A 22,631-nucleotide genomic window follows, 5' to 3' on the forward strand; every position below is an offset into this window, starting at 1 on the left:
GTTTTATTCAAGATACAGGCCCATGTTTTTAAATTAATGGATAAAATAACCAATTAATTTGATGCCGGGGAGGTTATTCCCCGGCTTTTTGGTGTCTTTTATACCTGGGTTATCATGTATTGTGAAGCTGTACAGCTGAAAAATGCAGGGCCGGCCCTCGCTTAAGGAGGGCGTATTGCGTTGGAATACTTGTTTAAGGAGCTGGTAGAAAAAGCCAAGTCCAATGAAAGGGCTGCTATTCAAGAGGTCATCAATAGGCTGAGGCCATTGGTCTGCTCGGCCATAAGGCGATGTGGAGCCGGGCATGAATGGGAGGACCTTTATCAAGAGGCTTGCCTTGTGGTCCTTGAATGTTTGAGGGATTTTGACCCTTCAAGGGGTGTACCCTTCCTGGTGTACGTAAAAAAGAGGATGTATTTTAGTCTAATGAATGCTGCCAGACAAAGGGTTTCAGCCATCTCGCTGGATAAGGAGATTGAAGGGCATGATGGAGACACCTGTACCTTAAGCGATTTAATTGTGGACCCTCAGGGTAATGTGGAGGAAGCGGTGGAGAAATCCGGCGAAATAAGGCGGCTGTACAGCGCCATAGGCAAGCTGTCGCCTAAACAGAAGGGCATTATACTCATGCACTTCTTTTATGGATTGAAGTATAAGGACATAGCCAGGCTGAGGAACAGCCATTACAAATCGGTGCTCAGGCTAAAGGACAGGGCTTTAAAATCGCTGCGAGAACATCTGGACAAAGTTTAGGATGATGTGTCTCTCAGAGGCAGGTTTTGAATTCTAGTAAGTAGATAAAGAAAAGGAGGTGAGGGCGATGGCGTTGGAGGTAAGGCCCATGGATACAAGGCTTCAGATTCAGCTGGATATGGGGCAGGGCCAAAATGGAAGGCGGATCACCAGAACCAGGAGCTTGACCAGAATAAAGCCCACTGTATCTGACGCTGACTTGTACAACATAGCTGCGGCTTTGGCATCGCTTCAGTCACACCCGGTGATAGCCATACGCAAAACAGCGCAGTTTGACTACGTCAATGTATAATTGGCTTAAACTTTGGTATGGGAGGTGAGACAGGTGGCACAGACGCTGGAGATGGTCTTTAAAACAGGGCAGGGCAGAACTTACCGCATTACGCTGGATGACCCACGCCCTGACCTTACGCCGGCTGAGGTTAAAGCGTTTATGGACCTGGTGCTCAGCGTAAATCCCTTCGATATAGAAGGCGGGCTGGTCGAGATAGCAGAAGCTAATATAATTGATACGGAAGTCCAGCCTTTGCAGCTGATTTGAAGGAAAGATAGAGGGGTGCTCGCCACTCCTCTATCTTTTTTAAAGGAGACTAGGTTAAAGGATTTTTTCTTCATTTCAGCTAGAGTTTAGTTTTTTATGATATTGTGCCATCAATTGAGCTGTTGTTATGCATAAAATGCATAAAATGATACCCATCTTGACAAAGTGACATTGCTGTTATAGGTACAATCGAGCGTTTTACAAAATATTATGAATTGGGGAGGTAAATGTATGGAACAACTGCTTAGCCTTGTTGGCAACGTCGGTTTTCCCATAGTGTTATCGGTGTATCTGCTGGTGCGCATTGAGGGAAAGCTGGAGGGGTTAACCCAGTCCATTCACGAGCTGGCACGTGCCATAACTGCTATGGAACGTTGAAAAATGGCTTGGTGAGGCGGGAAAAGTCATAGCCCTAATTTAGGAAGAGGTATTGACTCTTACCGCAGTGATATAGTATAATTTCTCACAATAAAAATGGAAATATCGTATAAAAAGGCTGTGAACGGGAAAAGTACATGTACTGCGAGCCTACAGAGAGCCGGGGTAAGGTGCGAGCCCGGTGGTGAGCGGTATATGGAAGTTCTCCCGGGAGCTGCAGGCTGAAGGGGAACTACCCAAGAGCCAGAATGAGCGGGTATAGGCAGGGCAGCTGGCCATTGAGTAAGGGCTGGCAAGGAAAGTGTAAACCAGTGAAATTGGGCGTAGAGGGGTGTTCCCTGCGTAGGCTGAGACGGTGGCCTTCGCCGTTATACAGGAAGGGGGATATGGCGCCCTTGCCTTTTTAAATTGAGCAATGGCAAGTATCCTTAAACGAGAGGGTTATCGTATACCGATAACCAATTTGGGTGGTACCGCGGGAAAGGCTCCCCGTCCTAAACAGGACGGGGATTTTTTTATAACCGTAATTTTGAGGGTTTATCACAAAATGTTTGGAGGGGGTGCTTTAAAATGATTGTGGTCATGAAGCCCGGCGCTACTCAACAAGAGATTGAAAACGTCGAAAAGCGGTTGAGGGAGCTGGGTTTTAAAACCCATCCCATACACGGCGAGGTAAAAACGGTGATAGGCGCCATAGGCGATAAAAAGCTGGTGAAAGAGCATAACCTCTCGCAATTGCCGGGGGTGGAAAGCATAGTCCCCATAATGAAGCCGTATAAGCTGGTGGGGCGCGAGCTTAAAAAGCAGGATACGGTGGTGGAAGTGGGCGATGTGAAAATCGGCGGGAAAAAGCTGGTGGTGATGGCCGGTCCCTGTGCTGTTGAGAGCGAGGAGCAGATATGCGAAGTGGCCCGCAGGGTAAAAGAGGCAGGTGCTACCGTGCTCAGGGGTGGGGCTTACAAGCCCAGGACCTCACCCTATTCCTTCCAGGGTATGGAAGAGGAGGGGCTTAAGCTGCTATATCAGGCTGCCCGAATGACCGGCCTTAAAGTGGTTACCGAGGTGATGGATACCAGAGATGTGGAGCTAGTAAGCCAATATGCAGATATACTGCAGATAGGGGCGCGCAACATGCAGAACTTTCGACTGCTTAAAGAATGCGGCCTTTCAGGCAAACCGGTGCTTTTAAAGCGCGGCCTGTCGGCCACCATCGAGGAATGGCTCATGGCCGCCGAGTATATCGCCGATGCCGGCAACCAAAACATTATACTGTGCGAGAGGGGGATTCGCACTTTTGAGACGGCGACGCGCAACACCATGGACATCAACGCCATTCCGGTGGTTAAGGAGCTTTCCCACCTTCCTATTATAGCCGACCCAAGCCATGGTACAGGAAACTGGAGATGGGTGGAGGCGGTAGCAAAGGCTTTTGTAGCCGCCGGGGCAGATGGGCTCATGATAGAGGTGCATCCCGACCCTGCCAATGCGGCCAGCGACGGAGCGCAGTCCCTCCACCCGGATAAGTTTGCCCAATTGATGGAGGCGCTAAAGCCAGTGGCGCAGGCAGTTGGGCGTGAGCTTTAGTCTGTAGTGCTGTTTCAATGTTGATTTGTCGGTAAAGATGCCTGCTGTACAAGCAATTGTAACTTTTTTCGTCGCCATTTTGCAATTTTCGTAGGTTAAAAGATGTGTTGCTATACAAGCAACTGTAATCTCTCTTGTGATGTGGTATTGCTAACAAGGGGTTACCCGACAGATTCGGCGTAAGAGAAAGCAAAATTGGAGAAAAGGGATGAATCATCTTAAGGGATATGGTAAAATATCTTAAAAGGCATACAGTTGCTGGCTATACCATAAATTTTAGTATAATACGATGTTGTGATATGCGGTGAGGTGTTTTTTTGTATTATAGTAATATTTATAGGAAGTGGGCGTATTTAATATTTTTGAAGAAATAATTACCAAACGAGGTTATATCAATCGTTTTAAAACCACTTGTACTTCTACAAAACATTTTTACTTTTTAGGCAACCACAAAGTGCTTAATTTTAGTGTATTGGCAAATGTTATCTCATATATTGAAAATGCGTCCATAGGAAGTGGGTGGCTTGTAAAAGTGGTGGAGCTTACGGGTGTCATAGAGGAAGTGGTGTTTCGCAATGACGACAACGGCTTTACCGTCATAGAGGTGCGGGATGATGAAACCAGGCTGCTGGTGACGGCGGTGGGCAGCCTGCCCTATGCCAATGTGGGCGAGAAAGTGCAAATCGTGGGCGAGTGGACTATGCATCCCGATTATGGCCAGCAGCTTAAAATTCATGCCATGAAGAGCGTCGTGCCTTCTACTTTAGACGGCCTTGAAAAATACCTTGCATCAGGGCTTATAAAAGGGGTAGGGCCATCCACCGCCAGGAAGCTCATCGAGCGCTTTGGCATGGATGTGTTAAAGGTGATAGAATTTCATTCCGAGCGCCTCACAGAGGTAGAGGGGATTGGTCCTGCGCGCGCCGAGATGATAGTCGCTTCCTATGCCGAGCACAGGGAAATCAGGGAAGTCATGATGTTCCTTCAGTCCTATGGCATCACCACCACTTACGCCATAAAGATATACAAAATGTACGGCAATGACGCCATCGGCATCATAAAGGAAAATCCCTATCGTCTGGCCGATGAGGTAGCGGGCATAGGGTTTAAAACTGCCGACAAGATAGCGCAAAACATGGGCGTGGCTTTTGACTCGCCATACCGTATTGAGGCGGGGGTAAAATACGTGCTTTCCCAGGCGGCGGCTGATGGGCATACCTATTTGCCCAGGGATGTTGCGGTGGAACAGGCTTCCCTTTTGCTGGGAGTGGACAAAGGCCTGGTCGAAAACGCCATTACGTCCCTTGCCCTTAAACAGTCGGCCTTTTTGGAGAATATCGAAGGTCAGACGGCGGTGTATCTTGCGCCTTTTTATTACGCTGAGGTGGGCGTGTGCAGGCGACTCGTTGAGCTGTCCATGGTGGATGTGAGGCCGGCTGAGTTTGACTTGGAGGATATGCTCAGGAGATTTCAGAAAGAGGAAGGCATACTCCTGGCGCTCAAGCAGCGTGAAGCCGTGATGGAAGCCTTATCGAACGGTGTGACGGTCATAACAGGTGGGCCCGGTACCGGCAAAACTACTATTATAAACTGCATCATAAAGTTGATGGAGCAGCAGGGGATGACTGTGGTGCTGGCGGCTCCTACCGGCAGGGCTGCAAAGCGCATGACCGAGGCCACCGGCCGAGAGGCTAGGACAATACACCGGTTGCTGGAATACAGCTACGGCAATGAAGGCCCTTATTTTCAGAGGGATGAAGACAATCCTATACTGGCTGATGCGGTGATAATAGACGAGGTATCCATGGTGGATGTGCTCCTTATGAACCACCTTTTGAAGGCCCTAGTGCCTGGCACGCGGCTGATCCTGGTGGGGGATGTGGACCAGTTGCCTTCGGTAGGGCCGGGCAACGTGCTTAAGGATATAATCACAAGCGGGATTATAAAAGTGGTGCGTTTAACCGAGATCTTCAGGCAAGCCCAGGAGAGCATGATAGTGCTCAACGCTCACAGGATTAACCAGGGATTGGTGCCCCAACTTAACGTAAAGGGCGGCGATTTCTTCTTTGTAAGGCGTGAGACACCGCAGCAGATATTGAATACCGTTCTGGAACTCATATGCCGGAGGTTACCTGCTTTTGGAGATTACAATCCATTGAAGGACATACAGGTGCTTGTGCCTATGCGCAAAGGCGATATTGGAGTTAACAATCTGAATACCGAGCTGCAAAGGGTGCTCAATCCCCCGTCGCATGAAAAGCAGGAAAAGCTATTTCGAAACACATTGTTCAGGGAAGGCGATAAGGTAATGCAGATCAAAAACAATTACCGCACATCGTGGAAGAGGAAGGTTTACGGTAAGGTGGTGGAGGAGGGTGAAGGGGTCTTCAACGGCGATATAGGCTACATCGCTGCCATAGACCATGAAGAGCAGAGCGTAACCGTTGTATTTGATGACGACAGGGAAGTGGTGTATGATTTTTCCCAGCTGGACGAGCTGGAGCTTGCCTATGCCATATCCATTCATAAGAGCCAGGGCAGCGAGTTTCCGGTGGTCATCATCCCCCTGGCGTGGGGGCCGCCCATGCTCATGACCCGCAATCTGCTCTATACAGCGGTGACCAGGGCCCGGGAGATGGTGGTCATAGTGGGGCGAGAACGGGCCATCGAGGCCATGGTGAGGAACGACTACGTGGAAAAGCGGTATTCGGGACTTATGCATCATTTCAGGAAACTGTTTGCGGCACCACATTTTTCAATTAAAGGGGTTTGAGATAGAAACCGGCAAAATACACTTTTTGGTTTATAGGAAAATTAGAGGTGTATAAGCCCAAAATTTCTATGTCATCATATTAAAAAATTGAAACAGGTGGTGCTGTTGAATCTGTTTGCAATTAAGGAAGCTATTCTCGATATACTGTATCCCCAGAACATAGCTTGTATCCTGTGCCGGCAAAGGGTTAGGGACATAGACGACAAAGGGGTTTGCAGGGCATGTGCTGATGCACTCCCGGTCATTGTCCCGCCGGTGTGTCCTAAGTGTGGCAGGCCAGTGGTTGAGGAGGGCATATGCAACGATTGTGCCTATGTGCTCTATCATTTTGAGCAGGCCGTATCTGTCCTGCACTATACTCCTGAGATAAAACAGCTCATACACCGTTTTAAGTACGGCGGCGTGTCGTATCTCAGCCGTACACTGGGGTGGTGGATGGTTCAGGCCTTTGAGCAGCGTTGCAACTGGAATGTGGACGTCATTGTGCCAGTACCGCTGCATTCAAGGAGGCAGCGCCAGAGAGGGTTTAATCAATCGGCGTTGCTGGCTCGAGAGCTGGGGAGATACATCGGCGTGACGGTGAACGAGGATGTGCTCGTTCGTAAGAAGTATACGTCCCCACAAGCAGGGCTTAGTAAATTCCAGCGCATGCAAAACTTGCAAGGTGCCTTTGAGGTTAAGGCGCCTGAAGCAGTGCGGGACAAGTCGGTTTTGCTGATAGACGACGTGTTTACCACAGGTAGTACGGTTGACGAGTGCAGCAGGGTGCTGCTTGAGGCGGGAGCCCGAAAGGTGTATGTGTTTACGTTGGCTACTGGCCGTTAGGCTTTATTTTAGGACACTCTCGAAAAGTAGCCGGGTCATGTAGGCATAACGATAGATTTTGTAGGACAACCTTCCAGAATAATTTGGGGGTAAAGTCTCTGGGCCGAACCTTCAAACAAGCCAAAATGAAGCTCCCGGACTTTTCGAGGGCGTACTTTTATTTATAAGGGGTGAGGAAACATGGATATTCGCAATTGTAAACGATGCAACAGGCTGTTTCAGTATAATGGTATAAAGTACTGTCCTAGCTGTGTTATGGAGCTGGACGAGATGTACAAAAAGGTGAGGGATTATTTGTACGAGCATCCCGATGCCACAATAGTCGAGGTTTCAGAGGCTACGGAGGTGGAGGAGAAGATTATTCTCGAGTTTTTGCGCGAGGGGAGGCTGGAGCTTAAAGAGCCCTCACTAGCGCTGACCTGTGAGCGGTGTGGCAAGCCCATCACCACTGGGAGGATGTGCAAGGATTGCCTTGCGGCCTTTGAAAGAGGCCTTAAAAAGGGCTTGAATGAGTCCGCCAGAAAGGTTGCTGATTTGAAGCATGAGGTGGGCAAAATACACCTGGCTGACTATATCATTAAGAAAAACAAAGAGTGAAACACATCAACAAAAAATGACTAAGCAAAGTTCTAAAATGCGCTTTAAAGGGGAAAGTACAAACTGCCCCTAAATTTTTTATGCGCTCTTGCCGATATTATATATGACTCGTGTTAAAGAGGTGAAAGGGTTTGAAGATAGATTCGACGCGCATTTCCCGCATATTGAATTTGTACGCCAGCCAGGACCTGCAGGTCCGCGGCGTTAAGAACAAAGGCGGCAAGGCCGATGAGGTGATACTGTCAAAGGAGGCTAAAGTGTTTCAAGAGGCTTTAAAGGCTGCTAAATCGGATCCTGGTGTGTGTGTGGCTAAAGTGGAGGAGATAAGGGCGCGGATTCAAAGCGGGCAGTACCGTATAGATAGCCGGAGCGTCGCTTCAAAGATGGTAGATGACTTGCTGAAACAGGATAGGTAGCATAGGGAAGCACGATTTGTATCAAGCGGTGAAGGCGAAATCGCGTGTGAGGGACTGATGTTTCATGGAGGACCTTCAAAAAATTGTTGACGTGTTGGAAAAGGAGTGCGAGCTTTACGGTATACTGCTGGAACTGTCCAAAAAGAAGACGCAGGTTATTGCAAATGCCGATATAGGTGAGCTTGAAAAGATCGTGGAGATGGAGGAGCGGCTCATATTTGAGCTGAGGAGCCTTGAGGATAAAAGAGAGGATTTGGTATCCGGTTTTGCAGAAGAGCAGGGTTTATCTTTTGAAGATGTGACGGTGTCCTATCTTGTATCGCAGTCAGAGGGTCAGATTAAGGAGAAACTCAAGCAGCTGCAGGATCGCTTGTCCGGCATAATAGAGGAGCAGAAGCAGGTAAACCAGATAAACGAGCGGCTCATCAAGAACAACCTGGAGTTTATCAATTTTTCGATAGGCTTGATCACCGGCCGGGGACAGGCAGGAAGCATATACGGTAAAACCGGAGAAGCCAGTACCAAGCAGCAGGGCCGCAGCCTGATAGACAAAAAGGTATAAAGCAGGGAGTGAGCTTCATGCGTTCTACTTTTTACGGCCTGGAGATTGCAAGGAAGGGGCTGCACGTCAACCAGGCAAATCTGGAGGTTACGGCGCACAACATCGCCAATGCCAATACAAAGGGGTATTCCCGCCAGCAGGTAATACAGAAGGCTATAGAGCCTGGGACTGGCTTGGGGCTGTTTACCACCTACGGCGGATATGCCGTGGGAGGTGGCGTTGACATACAGCAGGTGCGCCAGATACGCGATGCGTACCTGGACATGCAATACCGCAAGGAATCGACGGCTCTGGGCGAATGGGAAGTAAGGAGGGATATGCTGGCATACATCGAGGCCATATTCAACGAGCCTTCAGAGTCGGGAATAAACACGGTGCTCAACGAGTTTTTCAATGCACTTCAAGCTTTGAGCTTAAATCCTGAGGACCCGACTACCCGCGCCACGGTGCAGCAAAAGGCCCTGGCACTTACTGAGAATATAAGGAATGTCTATGTGAAGTTGGAAGAATTACAACGCGAGGCCAATCAAGCCATTATCTCATATGTAAACGATATAAATTCCTTTGCACGGGAGATAGCGGCTTTAAATGAACAGATATTCAAGTTTGAGTCTACCGGTCGACCAGCTAACGACCTGCGCGACCAGCGCAACCTGATAGTGGATAACCTGTCCAAGATAGTGCAGGTATCGGTGTATGAGGATGCCAGCGGCAGGTTCAGGGTGGACATAGCGGGGCAGACGCTGGTTAGTCATACCAAAGTCTATGAGCTGGACGTTATACCCAGAAGCAGCAGTATAAACGGCATGCCGTACCCCAAGAACAACCACGTGGATGTGGATGAGCTGGTGGAAGTGGTGTGGAAGGACACTGATGAAAGGGTCAACATCACAGGGGGCACGTTGAAGGGCTTCATCGACATGCGGGATGGCATAGGGGGTAAGGAGCAGCCATTGCCTGGGGTACCAGAGGAGCTGCTAGAGCCAGGAATGTCGAGTGGCCAGATGGGCACCTCATCCGCCAATGCCCAGTTCCAGCCTGCACCCAACCAGAACGCCGAATACGGTATACCGTACTACATGCGCATGTGGAACCTGTTTGCCCATACCCTTATGATTACTTTCAACGAAATCCACAGTCAGGGATACACATTGGACGGCAAGACCGGTGTATACTTTTTCTCGGACGGCAGTGCCAATTTTGACCCGGCTAGCGTTAGACAGCCCATAGCCAAGTTCATAACCATATCGGACGAGATAAGAAACGACTGGAACAATATCGCGGCTATTTATTTTGATGAAGAAGATAAACTTAACGGGATGGATCCCCAAAATGGGTTTGACCCGACCCAAGCCAAGGGCAACAACAAAAACATACTGAGGCTTCTCGATTTAAGGCACAAGACCTACGTGCCGGAGTGCGATAATATGGATAACTTTACCAAAGCCCTTATATCCACCCTGGGGGTAGCCAGCCGTCAAGCAGCACATATGGCTGACAACCAAGAAATCCTGGTCAATGAGATGGACAAACGGCGCCAGTCGGTATCGGGTGTGTCGCTGGATGAGGAGATGGCCAATATGGTGCGCTTCCAGCACGCCTACAACGCTTCTGCCAGGATTTTGACTGCCATTGACGAGATGCTAGAGGTGCTGATAAACAGGATGGGTGTTGTGGGAAGGTAGTTTTTGGGGCTTGCGGATAGACTTTAGAACGGAAGAAACAAGTTACTTATTTTTGGATGGAGTTTGAAGGCAAGCGAAATGCTTGAGTTATTATATGCTATATAGCTATATAAATATGGCTTGTTGTTAGTGAATTTACAAGGGAAATTTGAACTTAGAAACAGCAAAAAGGTGGTTTGAGAGATGCGTGTAACCAATGGGATGCTCATCACCAATATGATGCGTGACTATGCTAGAAATATGCGCAACCTTGAAAAGCTGCAGGGTCAGCTTTCATCCGGTAAAAGGATCTTGAAGCCGTCGGATGACCCGGTGGCGGTATCCAAGTCGCTCAAGCTGAGGGCGGACCTTGCATATAACCAGCAGTATGTGAGCAATGCCGACAACGCCATATCGTGGCTTGAGGCTACAGAGTCGGCACTCAAGGACCTGGGCGACGTGCTCCATAGGGCAAGGGAGCTAGCGGTCCAAGGCAGCAACGGGGCCCTTGCCCCCGAGGACAGGATGGCCATAGCCGACGAGATCGAGCAGCTGCAGAAACATATCGTGCAGGTAGGCAATGCCACCTATGCGGGACGGTACATATTTGCGGGGTACAGGACGGATCAACCGGCGTTTGTCGAGCAGAATGGGCAGCTTATTTATCAAGGCGACGGTGGCAAGATAGCCTTTGAGATAGGTGTTGGCAACCGCATAGAGGTGAACGTCCTAGGTGGTGATGGCGGTGCCGAGATAGACAAGATTTACGACGTGTTCGAGCGCTTTAAAAACGATCTAAGAAGCGGTGCGAATACCAACCTGGACAGCTACATCGGCGAGATAGACCAGCGCATGACCCAGATATTGTCCCAACGCTCGGCTGTGGGCGCCAAGGTAAACCGCTTTGAGCTTATTCGGGCAAGGCTAAAGGAGGAGGAGATAAACTTCACGAATCTGCTCTCGCAGAACGAGGATGTCGATATCGCCGAGGTGATAGTGCGGCTTAAAGAGGCCGAGAATGTGTACAGGGCATCGTTGGCGGCAGGTGCACGCATCATCATGCCAACGCTTGTAGACTTTTTGAGATAAGAGTGTTGTTGATGTATAAGTGTAAATTTATGATGGGCATTTAAAACTCTATAAAACAACAGGTTTATAATTTTGCAACATTTTTAATATTTAGTTAAATGGGTTATATGCTTTTGTTTGGATTTTACAGACGAGGGAAATTTTACGCAATACAAGGAGAGAAGTCATGCTTTTGCGTATCACTACCACACCGGCTTTGATAGGGATCCGTACGCAGCCGGCCCAACTAGAGATAGATACCTCTCGACCTTTTGTTGAGATGCAGCATCAACCACCGAGGCTTAATATACAGACCCAGCCGGCAAAAGTGTACATTGATCAATATGAGTGCTTTGCTGAGTTGGGATATAAGAATTTTCTTGACCTTGCACGGGCTCAAGCTCAAAAGGGTTACCAGCGGGTGATGGAGTATATTGCCCAGACAGCACAGGACGGCGACAGGCTGGCTGCTATAGAGCAGGGAGGAAACCCCATAGCCGATATTGCAGAGGAAAGGTCATACCACACGCCCGAACCGGAACCGATTAGTCTACCCTTCCCTAAACCTAGGTTTTTTGTGACGGGTGGGGTTAGCATAGATTATTATCCTGGCGAGGTTCATTTTAATGCAGTTGTGCATCCCGTGAGATACAGGGTTACGCTTCACAAAGTCGATATTTACTTAAGGCAGTACCCCAGCATTACCATAGAATATGTGGGGCGTAATTTGGACAGGAGGGTGTGAAATTGATCATTGAATCCAAGCACTTTGGCTATATTGAAATATCCGAGGAGGAGATCATACGATTTCCTTACGGCCTTTACGGCTTTGAGGACATAAAGGAATATGTGCTGTTGGGTAAAGTGGGGGACAACAACCCCTTCATGTGGCTTCATGCGGTACATAATCCCAATGTGTGCTTTGTGGTCATAGACCCGTTTGTTTTTAAAAAGGACTATTCGCCTTCGATAAATGAGGAGGTCTTACAGAAGCTGGAGGTGGATGACCCGTCAGATATACGCTTTTTATCCATCGTCGTCATTCCGCAGGATATGTCAAAGATGACTGCTAACTTACAGGGGCCTATAGTGATCAATGCCAAGAAGAACATAGCCATGCAGGTGATACTGGACGATGATAAGTACACGACAAGACACTACATACTCGAAGAGATGAGAAAAGGGGCATAGAGGGGTAAAAGCATTATATGCTGTGTAGCATAAGGGGATGGAGTGGCATAAGTGGTGGTTTATGGCATGTGTGATAAGTGTCTAATACGGTGTACTTGGCAGAAGCTCACGGACAATAATTACAAATCAAGGCATGAGGGGCTTTTTGGGTTATTGTTGAAAGTATTGGGAGCTTTGCATGTAACTTAAAGTTAAGAGGTGGAGACATGCTGGTTTTAAGCCGAAAGCCGGGCCAATCGATATTAATCGGCGACAACATAGAGGTGAAGATAATAGAGGTGCAGGGAGACCAGGTCAGGATAGGGATAAATGCTCCAAAGGATATATCCATTCTAAGGAAGGAGCTCATGGATGAGGTCAGCCAGGCCAACCGTGAGGCGGTGGTGGACAGCGCCGCTATTTCGCTTGAAGAGCTGGGTAGGGTGCTGAGAGAGTAGTATTGAGGAAGATAATTGCTACCACGGTGAAAAACTGTATGAGTTGTGGGAGATTGTGGCGTTAAGTATGTTATTACCCATAGGAGCCGTAGAGAAGCTTTAATTAAAAATTTTTGAGACCACTGGAGATTTCAAAAGGAGAGTGTTGAAAGGTACAGGCAAAATTTACTAAAAACCAATAAAAAGTTTCTAAAAAGCCAGTAAAAAGTCTATAAAAATTCTAATTTAGCCACTAAAGTTTATATAAGATTTTGTCGATTTATATAAGTGAAAACAAAAACTAAGCCTTATCCTTTGCAGCGGCCGGGCAAAGGAGGGGCATTTAATTAAAATGCCCAAAAGGATTTGGGCAAAAATAAAAATTCAGGGAGGAATGATGTATGAGGATTAATCACAACATTATCGCTCTTAATGCATACAGACAGTTAAGCGTTAATAATACTGGTGTTCAAAAGTCCCTGGAGAAGCTTTCATCTGGTATGAGGATTAACCGTGCAGGAGACGATGCAGCAGGACTGGCCATATCAGAGAAGATGAGGGGTCAGATCAAAGGCCTCACTATGGCTTCCAAGAATGCTCAGGATGCTATATCATTGATTCAAACTGCAGAAGGTGCTTTGAATGAGACACATGCTATACTGCAGCGTATGAGAGAGTTGGCTGTCCAAGCGGCGAACGATACCAATACAGAAACTGATAGGGCAGAGATACAAAAGGAGATAGATCAGTTGGCCCAGGAGCTTGCAAGGATTGGTAATACTACCGAATTTAATACCCAGAAGCTCTTAAATGGTAATTTTAATGGTGTTTTCCAGATTGGAGCCAATGAAAAGCAGAATTTATTACTGCAGATAAGCGATATGAGAGGTTTCGCATTAGGTGTAGTGGGCGGTGTGACGTACGAAATTACTGGTACAGTTGGTAATACTAATAGTAGTTTCGAAACCGGTACGTATGCAGTAAAATATGATGCATCAAGGGATGAGTATCAACTTGTTGATAGTAATGGATTAGTGATTGCTACAAGTAACGATGGGGGCAAGACATATACTGCAAAAGCTAATGCTTCAGATCAAATTTCATTTAGTGATGGTGTAATCAGCGGGACTGTTACTATTTATGATAATAGTGGTACTCTAGAGGCAAAAGGGACTGCTACAGTGACCAATAAAGGTTTAGAGGCAGGAACTTATACTTATGATGCAAGTAGTGGTGAACTGAAGGATGCAAGCGGTCAGGTTGTTGCTAGATCTTCAAATGGCCAAACTTTTGAAGATGCTGCCGGGAATGAACTTTTTACATTAGGAGCGGCTCTTAGTGGTAACACTTCTTTTGAAGTAAAGGGTGTTGATGTATCGAGTTATGACAAAGCTACTGCTGCAATTACTACTATTAACGATGCTATTGAAAAGGTATCTGCTGAACGTTCTAAGCTTGGTGCTTACCAGAATCGTCTTGAGCATACAATCAACAACCTTGAGGTATCTGCAGAGAACCTCACGGCAGCCGAGTCCCGTATCCGTGATGTAGATATGGCAAAAGAGATGATGGAGTTTACTAAGCAGACCATACTGCAGCAGGCTGCAACGGCAATGCTTGCGCAGGCCAATCAGTTGCCTCAGGCGGTGTTACAGTTGCTCAGGTAAGCATGAGAAAAGCCAGAGGAATTTTCCTCTGGCTTTTTTATATATTTATACTCGTATACTGGATATTGTCGAAAACATCTGGAATTTTATGGATGTTGTACTGTAACTTTAATGACGAGGTTTATTAGCTTCTCAAAGAAGTAAAGATGTTAACTTGGAGGGATACAATGTGGAAAAAGGAAGAGCTGAATTTTCAAATGATGTTTGAGATCAGTGTAGCACCGTAAAAGGTAAAGTATGAATACATACCGGCTTAAGCATAGATGCAAGGATAGGCTGAAGGATTTTGGGGTAAGTATGTAGGAATATTTTAACTTTATGTCTATAAGCTGTAATGTTGCTGTAAATAGGAAATTCAACAGTATAATGAAGGCCTTTTAATTTTCATGAATCCTGTAAAGATTTGTTTGTAATAATCCGATATTTTTATTATAGAAGACAGAAGACATTATAGAAGGGGAGAGTTTGCATGCGAGTGGAAGGAATTCCAGCTGTTATAGGTACAAAATCTGTGCTCAGGATTGCACATCAGATAAAAAGTACCGGAGCAAAAGAGTTTGGTTCCAATATGCAGGAGATGAGTTCTACTAATTCCGATACGAATGTGAATCATCAGGATATCATTTACGCTGTTAAGCAAGTCAACAAAGCCTTGGAAGGCACAAACCGTCGCTTTGAGTATTCCATCCATGAGCAGACAAATACTATAGTGATAAAGGTTATAGATACCGAGACAAACGAGGTAATACGCGAGATTCCCCCCGAGAAGATACTCAACTTAATTGCCAAGCTGTGGGAACTGGCCGGGATAATTGTGGATGAGAAGGTATAAAAAGGGATGCTAATGCGAGCGAGAAAGCGTAAAACATGATGCGTTACACTTGACAAGAAAGATATAGACTGTCAAGATTTTACAGGTGAATACGAAGTGGTGTAAATATAAGTATTTTGGATAAGTGCCTCGTTATCAGTGGGAAGATAGAATGGAAATGGTACAAGTGAAGGATGGTGCTAGAGCGGGTAATCGGATAAAAGGCACATAGGGGTTTGGAGGTGAAAAGATGCCTGTTAATTCTACCTACAACACATACAGTACCGGTATGTTCCGCATAGGTGGGTTGGCTAGCGGCCTTGATGTAGATTCTATAATCCAGGACTTGATGCGCATTGAACAGATGAAGGTGGACAGGCTAAAGCAGGAAAGGCAGCTGGTTGAGTGGCGCAAAGAAGCCTATAGGGAGATAACAAATCTCCTTCGGTCTTTCCAGGATGAGTTCTTCAACATTATAAAAACCGATATATACATGCTCTCATCGAATACATATAGGACGTTCAGCGTGACTTCCAGTGCTGAATTTTACGTGACGGCTACTGCAAATGCCAATGCCATGGAGGGTACATATACTATTGCTAACATCACCAGCTTGGCTGCCCCCACCATTATAAAAGGAACAAATTGGCTATTTCCGGATGGCAAGAGCGTTGATAGCACGCTTGAACAGCTTGGACTGGTTGCGGCGGATGGGAGGGCAGAGTTTTCCATAAATGGAGTCAAATTTTTAATAGGAACTCCAGCAGAAGGAGAGGAGCCACCAAGCGATATTGTGGTTATAGATCCCACAAAGACCACCATGCGCCAATTCATGAATATCATAAACACCAATAACAAGGCCGGAGTTAACTTGTTTTATTCCAGTATAGAGAAAAGGTTTATACTTCAGACCAAGGCTACTGGTGCAGCTACAGATATTGCGCTCAGTGATGTTACGGGTACTTTCCTACAGGATATAGGGTTGCTGGCTACCGGAGCAGAGAAAATACCTGGCACAGACGCTACAGTCTCTTTCCTCAAAGTAGGAAGCAGCGATCCTAGCGATCCCAGTAATCTTATAACCTGGTCAAGCCCCACCAACACCTTCACCATTGACGGCATCACCTATACGCTGAAAAATACCACACCAGAGGGCATGGCGCCCATCACCATCACCGTCACGCAGGATGTGGACAAGGCCTACAACGCCATAAAGAACTTCGTTGACAAGTACAACGAGCTCATCGATAAGATAAACGGCAAGCTCAATGAAGAGCGGTTCCGCGATTATCTGCCGCTGACAGACGCGCAAAAGAAGGAGATGAGCGAAAAGGAGATAGAGCTTTGGGAGCAGAAGGCAAAGAGCGGGCTTTTAAGGGGCGACTCTATACTCCAAAACATAGTGTATAGCATGCGTAGGGCTTTGAGCGATGCTGTGGCAGGTGTGGGCATAAGCCTTTCGTCCATCGGCATCACCACTGGCTCCTATTCTGAAAGGGGAAAGCTCCATATCGATGAGGCCAAGCTAAAAGACGCATTGAGGAATAACCCTGAACAGGTGATGCAGCTTTTCATAAAGAAGTCCAGCATCGACTATTCGCCCAATCTGGATTCTACCTCGAGAACGCAAAGGTACAACGAGTCGGGGCTCATGTACCGGATTTACGACGTGCTCATGGACAACATCCGCACCACGAGAGATGCAAAGGGCAGAAAAGGTATTTTGCTTGAAAAGGCCGGCATCGTGGGGGATATAACCGAGTTCCAAAACATGATGGATGCTGAGCTCAAACGCCTGGATAAGAGGATAGATGCGGCGGTTGAAGCCATGACAAGGCAGGAGAACAAGTACTGGGCGCAGTTTACCGCCCTTGAGAAGGCTATTCAGAAAATGAACGCTCAGAGCATGTGGCTCATGCAGCAGCTGGGGATGTATCGGTCTTCATAGCGTTCAGACTTTATTTTGCTCAACCTAATTCGTATGTTTATATGCGTTGAATAGTGATTTCCTCTATTAGTAAGTCGCTATTGTGACAGTGTTAACAATGGTTCGCGATGAATGAATAGATGGTTGCTCCAAATACCGCCTGCTGGGGGTGGAGCAACTTAAAGAGGCGGTAAAAAATACCCCAGCCATCTAAACTGAAGGGCTCACACGGTTTAGATGACCAGGGAAAAGGCTATGGCTATAAACAACCCTTATCAGCAGTATCAGCAGCAGAGCGTCATGACGGCAAGCCCGGGCGAGCTTGTGGTAATGCTCTATAACGGCTGCATACGGTTCATCAAACAGGCGATAGACTCCATAAACGACAAAGACCTGGAAGGAGCGCATAAGGCCATAATAAGGGCGCAGGATATCATCTTGGAGTTTATGTCCACTTTGGATATGAAATATGAGGTGTCGCACAATTTGCTGGCGCTTTATGATTATCTGTACAGGCGCCTTGTAGAAGCCAATACCAGGAAAGATGTAGCCATCCTGGAAGAGGTACTTATGTTTGTGACCGAGCTTCGCGATACCTGGGCTGAGGCCTTGAAGATTACGCGAAAGCAGGTATACAAAAAGGAGTAGGCGGTAAATTCGGATATGATGGAAAGCAATGGATTAAAAATCAATGAAAGGATAAATGAGGGGTTAAAAAGGTTGATCGAGCTTGCCGAGCTCAAAAAGCAGCATATGCACTGCATTCTTGAACTTACGCGTCAGCAGTCGGAGGTTTTGTCAGCCGAGCAGGTGGACCAGCTGCTTAAGTACATACAGGACAAGCAAGAGCATATCGACGCCATAAAGGCGCTGGATGAGGAGTTCAGCGGTATCTTTGGTGGAATAAAGAAAGAGGTATGCCGTGATGGATTCAAGCATGATAACCCTGAAGGGTATGGCCTGTATGTTAAGCTCCGTGCAAGGGTCAGCGAAATAAAGGATGTGGTAGAAGCCATTTACAGCCTTGAGGTTCAAAACCAAGAACGGGTTCGTGATATTCTACAGGATGTAAAGGCCAGGATAAGCAATATAAATAGGGGTAAAAGGGGGTATAGCGCATACAAGCAGCAAGTGCCGCAGGCAGATGGCGTGTTTATAGATCAGAGAAAGTAACGTTACGTTTTCGATAGAGTGGGGGCAAAAATTCCAAAATTTCTAGTTGCTTTTTGTGTCTAAAGGGTTTATAATGTACATAAACGCTCAATATTTGGTCCTGGGGTTCACCCCAAGTCCGTGACATCGGTGGTTATCCATAGGTTGCCTCCTGCAGGGTATCTCCTGCGGTTTTAAAAGGCGCTCAGACCATGGATGTGTATGGAAGCTATGACATGGCAGGCTGTAGAGCCTGACGGTGAAACGGCGTCTTTCTGTTTTGTGTGGTCCATAGGTTTTCCAGTGGAAATAATCCCTACGGATTCCCTACGGAAGTTGATAGTGGTACACAAACGAGCCTGGGTCACTGGTTTCTCTACCCCCTGCTTTGATCATAGTTGAGGAATGGCATCATGGGTGGATGAGGGGAGAAGGCCGGGGCTCAAATGGCGAGCGGAAAAATTTATCAAAGTGAGGGGTTATTTCCATGTACAAGGATAAGGTTTTAGTGTGCAAAGATTGTGGTGCGGAGTTTGTCTTCACCGCAGGAGAGCAGGAGTTTTACGCTGAAAAGGGATTTCAAAACGAGCCTGTTCGCTGCAAGGCCTGCCGTGATGCTCGAAAGGCCAATGGTAGGAGGAACGGAGGGAACGGCAGAAGGGAGCTGTACGATGCTGTATGTGCTGAGTGCGGTGCACCGACGAAGGTTCCATTCGTTCCCAGAAATGATAGACCGGTTTACTGCAGTGATTGCTATAGAAATCACAGATAAAAATGGCTGGTCAACAAGAGCTCTGGTGGTATAAAGCCAGAGCTTTTTTATTTGCTCTGTATTTGTCGAAAATTGCGCTTAAGATACGTGTAAGTAATTGGATATCCAAATTTTATCCACAGAAAAAAGTGCCAAAAACATAGTTATGCACAGGGTTATCCACATTATCCACAAGTTCATTATTCACATATCCACAAAAGAACGCTAAATACCTGTCCGACATATAACATGGCATGTCAAAATTTGAGGAATTTTTTGGCACATAAATATGCATTGATTTTTGTTAAATATTCGTTTATAATTAACAAAGTTGATATATCTTTGTGTTTAAAAAAATGGGAGAGGAGAGGTTTTAATGAAACGAGTACTTATCTATATACTTGCCATTGTGTTGGTGTTTTCGTTAATGGGTTGTGGCTCGAAGATCGATACCATGAAGCGCATACAGGAGACCAAAAAGATTATATGGGGTACCAATGCTGCTTTTGCGCCTTTTGAGATGAGGCAAGGGGATAAGGTGATCGGTATCGATGCCGAGATTGCGCAGAGGATTGCTGACAAGCTGGGCGTTGAGCTGGTGGTTGAGGATATGGAGTTTGAGGCACTCATGCCGGCATTGAAATCGGGCAAGATCGATTTTATAGCCGCTGGTTTTACCGTTAAGCCTGACAGGGCCAAGCAAGTCCTTTTTACTGATACCTATTTTAAAGCGGTACAGGTCATAATTGTGATGAAGGATAACCAGGAAATTAAGGGACCTGAAGATTTGAAGGGTAAAAGGATTGGCGTACAGAATGCTACTACCGGCGACTTTGTGGCTTCTGAGATTGAAGGGGCTGAGGTTAAGCGTTACAACAACGGTATGGAAGCCGTCATGGACCTCAAAAATGGGAATATCGACGCTGTGATAATTGACAACCTGCCTGCACAGATGCTGGCACAGAAGAATCCTGAGGTAAAGATACTGGATAAGAGCCCATCTGAGGAAGAAGAGTATGCTCTGGCCGTGCGCAAGGGCGACACCGAGCTTCAAAAGATCATAAATGAGGTTCTTGACGAGATGAAGAAGAGCGGAGAGATAGAAGAGCTGGTGAAGAAGTATTCCCTGGGAGAATAAATGACCTTGAGAGTTAAAGCATGAGCTAGCATTGGTACAAGGCCGGTGCTAGCTTGTTTTTTTGTAAAATTTAATTGAAAAGGGAGAGAATATTGTGTTGGAGGGTATATTCAGGGTTTTATCTGATGCAATATACTTCAATCTAATCAAGGAAGAGCGGTACATGTTATTTGTAAACGGGCTTAAGGTTTCAATACAGCTCACTGTTTTTGCTGCAATAATAGGCGTTATAATAGGCCTTATGATGGCTATAGCCAAGCTGACAAACAATAGAATATTGAACAGGATTGCCACGGCATACACTGATGTTATAAGAGGTACCCCTTCAGTAGTTCAGCTGATTGTGATATACTATGCTATACTAGGGAGCAGTCAGCTTCCCAAATTGTTGGTGGCGTCGCTGGCCTTTGGCATAAACAGCGGGGCTTATGTTACCGAACTCATACGTGCAGGGATACAGGCGGTCGACAAGGGGCAGATGGAGGCTGCCAGGTCGCTGGGGCTGTCATACGCTCAGGCTATGCGATATGTCATAGTACCCCAGGCTGTAAAGAATATTCTACCTGCACTGGTCAGCGAATTCATTGTCCTGCTTAAGGAGACTGCTGTGGCCGGGTATATTGCTCTGGATGACCTAACTCGTGCGGGGACTATCGTGCGTGGGCGAACCTTTGACCCTTATACCCCCTTCATATTGGTGGCGCTTATATATCTCTATCTTACTTCTATCTTGACGGCCTTCATGGGCAGGCTGGAGAGGAGGCTCAGGCAAAGTGATTAAAGTGGTTGACCTGCACAAGTCTTTCGGCAATGTGGAGGTGCTAAGGGGCATAAACACCGAGATACGAAAAGGGGAAGTGGTTTGCGTAATAGGGGCCAGCGGCTCGGGCAAAAGCACTTTCCTGCGCTGCCTAAATCTGCTTGAGGAGCCCACTAAAGGGGAGATATACATTGACGGGATTTCGCTTATGGAACACAAGAAAGACATCAACAAGCTGCGGCAAAAGGTAGGCATGGTGTTTCAGCAGTTTAACCTGTTTCCACATATGACGGTGCTGGAGAACATCATGCTGGCTCCGGTAAAGGTCAAAAAAATGCCCGAGGATCAGGCAAGGCGTAAAGCCATCGAGCTGCTGAGAAAGGTGGGCTTATCCGATAAGGACAATGCTTACCCCAGCCAGCTTTCAGGGGGCCAAAAGCAGAGGGTGGCCATTGCACGGGCTTTGGCCATGGACCCTGAGGTCATGCTGTTTGATGAACCCACGTCGGCTTTAGACCCAGAGATGGTGGGTGAGGTACTGGCTGTCATGAAGCAGCTGGCCATGGAGGGTATGACCATGGTGGTGGTAACCCATGAAATGGGTTTTGCCAGGGAAGTAGGGGACAGAATCCTCTTTATGGATGAAGGGGTCATTTTGGAGGAGGGTACGCCTGAAGAGCTGTTTGGCAATCCGAAGAAGGAAAGGACCCGTACCTTCTTAAGCAAAGTTTTATAAAGGAGGAAGAGAATTGAGGGCTGCTACAATAGTTTTTTGGTTAATTGGCATATTAATCCTTGCGCCCATTGTGGTATTGAATGCCAAAACCATATGGCGCAAGTGGAAAAACAAAGAAGTAAAGATGGCATATACTCGTTTGGCTGTGGTTTTGATTGCATGCGTGGTTATTGTAGTGTTTTTAATATCGCTGTATAAGTTTACATTGGGGTATCAGTTGCCTTTGGTGATGGAACGAACCATTGACATATTCACCCAGCGCGTAGAGGGCGATATAGATACGGCTACCTACCGTCAAATGCTATTGGATGCGGGATTGGTGGATGTGGGGTTTAGGCCTATACCTGATGAGGAGTTGACGGAGGTAGGTTTTATAAAGGGAGAGAAGTATTCGGTGGACATAAGCGAGCAGGTTTATGACAATGACGGTGATACGGCTGTCATGTATGCCCGCCATCGAGGGGGAGGTCGGGCCATCTATACGGCTGTGAGGTTTAAATTCTCCGCAAATAAATGGAAGGCCCTGGAACACTGGGTTGTTCCCCAAGAGGAGATACAAAAGGTATCGGGTATCAGGTTTATTGAGATAAAGTCGTAAACAGGTGAAGTTATTTTTGGGTTTTATATTTGGCGTATTGAAGTATCAGCTCGTCCAACTCTTGGCTGAGCTTTATTACCTCTTGATCGTTTAAATTAAAATTTTTGACGAGAAGCAATTTTTTCAAGGCCTCTCGCTTTTCTTCAATTTGCCTAACTAGCCATTGTTCATCCATTGTTGCACCTCCTTTTCCTATATTGTGACACATTTCGCTCTTTTGGTGGGAAAAAAATGACGAAATATTACAAAATACCACAAAATTATAGGATTATTCCCCCAAAAAATAATTGGTTTTAAAAGGCGTTTGGCTAAATTAGACAAAG

The 22,631-nt window shown here is 46.7% G+C and carries 27 protein-coding genes and 1 other annotated feature; of the genes, 25 read left to right on the forward strand and 2 right to left on the reverse strand.

Going from position 1 to position 22,631, the window contains the following annotated elements; translation table 11 throughout:
• The first annotated feature begins 180 nt into the window (after nt 1-180).
• The 20 genes from JOD02_RS07225 (at nt 181) to flgN (ending at nt 18,346) form a co-directional block, all read left to right on the forward strand.
• Complete coding sequence (locus tag JOD02_RS07225; protein WP_204488281.1) at nt 181-753, forward strand: RNA polymerase sigma factor; 573 nt, start codon at nt 181-183, stop codon at nt 751-753.
• A 67-nt stretch (nt 754-820) separates the two neighbouring features.
• Complete coding sequence (locus JOD02_RS07230; protein ID WP_204488283.1) at nt 821-1,045, forward strand: DUF1659 domain-containing protein; 225 nt, start codon at nt 821-823, stop codon at nt 1,043-1,045.
• Nucleotides 1,046-1,078: 33 nt separating this feature from the next.
• Nucleotides 1,079-1,294: a DUF2922 domain-containing protein gene (locus JOD02_RS07235; protein WP_341534551.1), complete on the forward strand. Its 216-nt coding sequence runs from the start codon at nt 1,079-1,081 to the stop codon at nt 1,292-1,294.
• A 231-nt stretch (nt 1,295-1,525) separates the two neighbouring features.
• Nucleotides 1,526-1,672, forward strand: a complete 147-nt coding sequence (locus JOD02_RS07240) for a YvrJ family protein (RefSeq protein WP_204488284.1) — start codon at nt 1,526-1,528, stop codon at nt 1,670-1,672.
• Nucleotides 1,673-1,783: 111 nt separating this feature from the next.
• Nucleotides 1,784-2,172 (forward strand) — a binding site (T-box leader).
• Between the two features lie 70 nt (nt 2,173-2,242).
• Nucleotides 2,243-3,256 (forward strand): 3-deoxy-7-phosphoheptulonate synthase, encoded by a 1,014-nt coding sequence (gene aroF, locus JOD02_RS07245; protein WP_204488286.1) that lies wholly within the window; start codon nt 2,243-2,245, stop codon nt 3,254-3,256.
• Between the two features lie 532 nt (nt 3,257-3,788).
• Entirely contained in the window at nt 3,789-6,029 is a 2,241-nt protein-coding gene (recD2, locus tag JOD02_RS07250; RefSeq protein WP_204488288.1) for an SF1B family DNA helicase RecD2, read from the forward strand.
• 105 nt (nt 6,030-6,134) lie between these two features.
• Nucleotides 6,135-6,854, forward strand: coding sequence for a ComF family protein (locus tag JOD02_RS07255; RefSeq protein WP_204488290.1), 720 nt, complete (start codon nt 6,135-6,137; stop codon nt 6,852-6,854).
• A gap of 180 nt (nt 6,855-7,034) precedes the next feature.
• Nucleotides 7,035-7,451, forward strand: a complete 417-nt coding sequence (locus tag JOD02_RS07260; protein WP_204488292.1) for a TIGR03826 family flagellar region protein — start codon at nt 7,035-7,037, stop codon at nt 7,449-7,451.
• 131 nt (nt 7,452-7,582) lie between these two features.
• On the forward strand, nt 7,583-7,867 hold the full coding sequence (gene flgM / locus JOD02_RS07265) for a flagellar biosynthesis anti-sigma factor FlgM (protein WP_204488294.1): 285 nt from the start codon (nt 7,583-7,585) through the stop codon (nt 7,865-7,867).
• Between the two features lie 64 nt (nt 7,868-7,931).
• Entirely contained in the window at nt 7,932-8,429 is a 498-nt protein-coding gene (locus tag JOD02_RS07270) for a flagellar protein FlgN (RefSeq protein ID WP_204488295.1), read from the forward strand.
• A gap of 17 nt (nt 8,430-8,446) precedes the next feature.
• Nucleotides 8,447-10,114, forward strand: a complete 1,668-nt coding sequence (flgK, locus tag JOD02_RS07275) for a flagellar hook-associated protein FlgK (protein WP_204488297.1) — start codon at nt 8,447-8,449, stop codon at nt 10,112-10,114.
• Nucleotides 10,115-10,297: 183 nt separating this feature from the next.
• A complete protein-coding gene (gene flgL, locus JOD02_RS07280) occupies nt 10,298-11,182 on the forward strand; it encodes a flagellar hook-associated protein FlgL (RefSeq protein WP_204488299.1) in 885 nt (294 codons plus the stop codon).
• A gap of 166 nt (nt 11,183-11,348) precedes the next feature.
• Entirely contained in the window at nt 11,349-11,906 is a 558-nt protein-coding gene (locus tag JOD02_RS07285) for a DUF6470 family protein (protein ID WP_204488300.1), read from the forward strand.
• 2 nt (nt 11,907-11,908) lie between these two features.
• The gene (gene fliW / locus JOD02_RS07290) at nt 11,909-12,352 is read left to right on the forward strand and encodes a flagellar assembly protein FliW (RefSeq protein WP_204488302.1); all 444 of its coding nucleotides are present in this window, start codon (nt 11,909-11,911) and stop codon (nt 12,350-12,352) included.
• Between the two features lie 206 nt (nt 12,353-12,558).
• A complete protein-coding gene (gene csrA, locus JOD02_RS07295) occupies nt 12,559-12,789 on the forward strand; it encodes a carbon storage regulator CsrA (protein WP_204488304.1) in 231 nt (76 codons plus the stop codon).
• Between the two features lie 380 nt (nt 12,790-13,169).
• Nucleotides 13,170-14,435, forward strand: a complete 1,266-nt coding sequence (locus tag JOD02_RS07300; RefSeq protein WP_204488306.1) for a flagellin N-terminal helical domain-containing protein — start codon at nt 13,170-13,172, stop codon at nt 14,433-14,435.
• A 469-nt stretch (nt 14,436-14,904) separates the two neighbouring features.
• Entirely contained in the window at nt 14,905-15,267 is a 363-nt protein-coding gene (locus tag JOD02_RS07305) for a flagellar protein FlaG (protein ID WP_204488307.1), read from the forward strand.
• Nucleotides 15,268-15,496: 229 nt separating this feature from the next.
• Nucleotides 15,497-17,194, forward strand: coding sequence for a flagellar filament capping protein FliD (fliD, locus tag JOD02_RS07310; protein ID WP_204488308.1), 1,698 nt, complete (start codon nt 15,497-15,499; stop codon nt 17,192-17,194).
• A gap of 234 nt (nt 17,195-17,428) precedes the next feature.
• Nucleotides 17,429-17,821, forward strand: a complete 393-nt coding sequence (gene fliS, locus JOD02_RS07315; RefSeq protein WP_204488493.1) for a flagellar export chaperone FliS — start codon at nt 17,429-17,431, stop codon at nt 17,819-17,821.
• Between the two features lie 15 nt (nt 17,822-17,836).
• A complete protein-coding gene (gene flgN / locus JOD02_RS07320) occupies nt 17,837-18,346 on the forward strand; it encodes a flagellar export chaperone FlgN (protein ID WP_204488309.1) in 510 nt (169 codons plus the stop codon).
• A gap of 173 nt (nt 18,347-18,519) precedes the next feature.
• On the opposite strand, the gene JOD02_RS07325 is transcribed toward flgN, so the two are convergent.
• A complete protein-coding gene (locus JOD02_RS07325) occupies nt 18,520-18,693 on the reverse strand; it encodes a hypothetical protein (RefSeq protein ID WP_204488310.1) in 174 nt (57 codons plus the stop codon).
• Between the two features lie 119 nt (nt 18,694-18,812).
• Between JOD02_RS07325 and JOD02_RS07330 the strand changes: the two genes are divergently transcribed.
• From JOD02_RS07330 to JOD02_RS07350, 5 genes are all read left to right on the forward strand, one after another.
• The gene (locus tag JOD02_RS07330; protein ID WP_204488311.1) at nt 18,813-19,097 is read left to right on the forward strand and encodes a zinc-ribbon domain containing protein; all 285 of its coding nucleotides are present in this window, start codon (nt 18,813-18,815) and stop codon (nt 19,095-19,097) included.
• Between the two features lie 355 nt (nt 19,098-19,452).
• Nucleotides 19,453-20,214, forward strand: a complete 762-nt coding sequence (locus JOD02_RS07335) for a basic amino acid ABC transporter substrate-binding protein (RefSeq protein WP_204488312.1) — start codon at nt 19,453-19,455, stop codon at nt 20,212-20,214.
• Between the two features lie 94 nt (nt 20,215-20,308).
• Nucleotides 20,309-20,995 (forward strand): amino acid ABC transporter permease, encoded by a 687-nt coding sequence (locus JOD02_RS07340; RefSeq protein ID WP_341534552.1) that lies wholly within the window; start codon nt 20,309-20,311, stop codon nt 20,993-20,995.
• Nucleotides 20,988-21,710 carry an ATP-binding cassette domain-containing protein gene (locus JOD02_RS07345; protein WP_204488314.1) on the forward strand — a complete coding sequence of 241 codons (723 nt, stop codon included), beginning with the start codon at nt 20,988-20,990 and terminating at the stop codon, nt 21,708-21,710. Before JOD02_RS07340 ends, JOD02_RS07345 begins: the two co-directional genes overlap by 8 nt.
• 13 nt (nt 21,711-21,723) lie before the next feature.
• A complete protein-coding gene (locus JOD02_RS07350) occupies nt 21,724-22,308 on the forward strand; it encodes a hypothetical protein (protein ID WP_204488316.1) in 585 nt (194 codons plus the stop codon).
• 10 nt (nt 22,309-22,318) lie between these two features.
• Here the strand turns inward: JOD02_RS07350 and JOD02_RS07355 are convergent, their stop codons facing one another.
• A complete protein-coding gene (locus JOD02_RS07355) occupies nt 22,319-22,483 on the reverse strand; it encodes an aspartyl-phosphate phosphatase Spo0E family protein (protein ID WP_204488318.1) in 165 nt (54 codons plus the stop codon).
• Nucleotides 22,484-22,631: the final 148 nt, after the last annotated feature.

Source organism: Caldicoprobacter guelmensis, assembly GCF_016908415.1.
Taxonomy (GTDB): Bacteria; Bacillota; Clostridia; order Caldicoprobacterales; family Caldicoprobacteraceae; genus Caldicoprobacter; species Caldicoprobacter guelmensis.

Excerpts from the sequence above, each read along its gene's own strand:
- flgN (WP_204488309.1), top strand. The coding sequence starts at position 17,837 with ATGATGGAAAGCAATGGATTAAAAATCAATGAAAGGATAAATGAGGGG.
- JOD02_RS07230 (WP_204488283.1), top strand. The coding sequence starts at position 821 with ATGGCGTTGGAGGTAAGGCCCATGGATACAAGGCTTCAGATTCAGCTG.
- JOD02_RS07240 (WP_204488284.1), top strand. The coding sequence starts at position 1,526 with ATGGAACAACTGCTTAGCCTTGTTGGCAACGTCGGTTTTCCCATAGTG.
- JOD02_RS07270 (WP_204488295.1), top strand. The coding sequence starts at position 7,932 with ATGGAGGACCTTCAAAAAATTGTTGACGTGTTGGAAAAGGAGTGCGAG.
- JOD02_RS07285 (WP_204488300.1), top strand. The coding sequence starts at position 11,349 with ATGCTTTTGCGTATCACTACCACACCGGCTTTGATAGGGATCCGTACG.
- JOD02_RS07335 (WP_204488312.1), top strand. The coding sequence starts at position 19,453 with ATGAAACGAGTACTTATCTATATACTTGCCATTGTGTTGGTGTTTTCG.
- JOD02_RS07305 (WP_204488307.1), top strand. The coding sequence starts at position 14,905 with ATGCGAGTGGAAGGAATTCCAGCTGTTATAGGTACAAAATCTGTGCTC.
- flgL (WP_204488299.1), top strand. The coding sequence starts at position 10,298 with ATGCGTGTAACCAATGGGATGCTCATCACCAATATGATGCGTGACTAT.
- csrA (WP_204488304.1), top strand. The coding sequence starts at position 12,559 with ATGCTGGTTTTAAGCCGAAAGCCGGGCCAATCGATATTAATCGGCGAC.
- JOD02_RS07355 (WP_204488318.1), bottom strand. The coding sequence starts at position 22,483 with ATGGATGAACAATGGCTAGTTAGGCAAATTGAAGAAAAGCGAGAGGCC.
- fliD (WP_204488308.1), top strand. The coding sequence starts at position 15,497 with ATGCCTGTTAATTCTACCTACAACACATACAGTACCGGTATGTTCCGC.
- aroF (WP_204488286.1), top strand. The coding sequence starts at position 2,243 with ATGATTGTGGTCATGAAGCCCGGCGCTACTCAACAAGAGATTGAAAAC.
- JOD02_RS07300 (WP_204488306.1), top strand. The coding sequence starts at position 13,170 with ATGAGGATTAATCACAACATTATCGCTCTTAATGCATACAGACAGTTA.
- fliS (WP_204488493.1), top strand. The coding sequence starts at position 17,429 with ATGGCTATAAACAACCCTTATCAGCAGTATCAGCAGCAGAGCGTCATG.
- JOD02_RS07330 (WP_204488311.1), top strand. The coding sequence starts at position 18,813 with ATGTACAAGGATAAGGTTTTAGTGTGCAAAGATTGTGGTGCGGAGTTT.
- flgK (WP_204488297.1), top strand. The coding sequence starts at position 8,447 with ATGCGTTCTACTTTTTACGGCCTGGAGATTGCAAGGAAGGGGCTGCAC.
- JOD02_RS07260 (WP_204488292.1), top strand. The coding sequence starts at position 7,035 with ATGGATATTCGCAATTGTAAACGATGCAACAGGCTGTTTCAGTATAAT.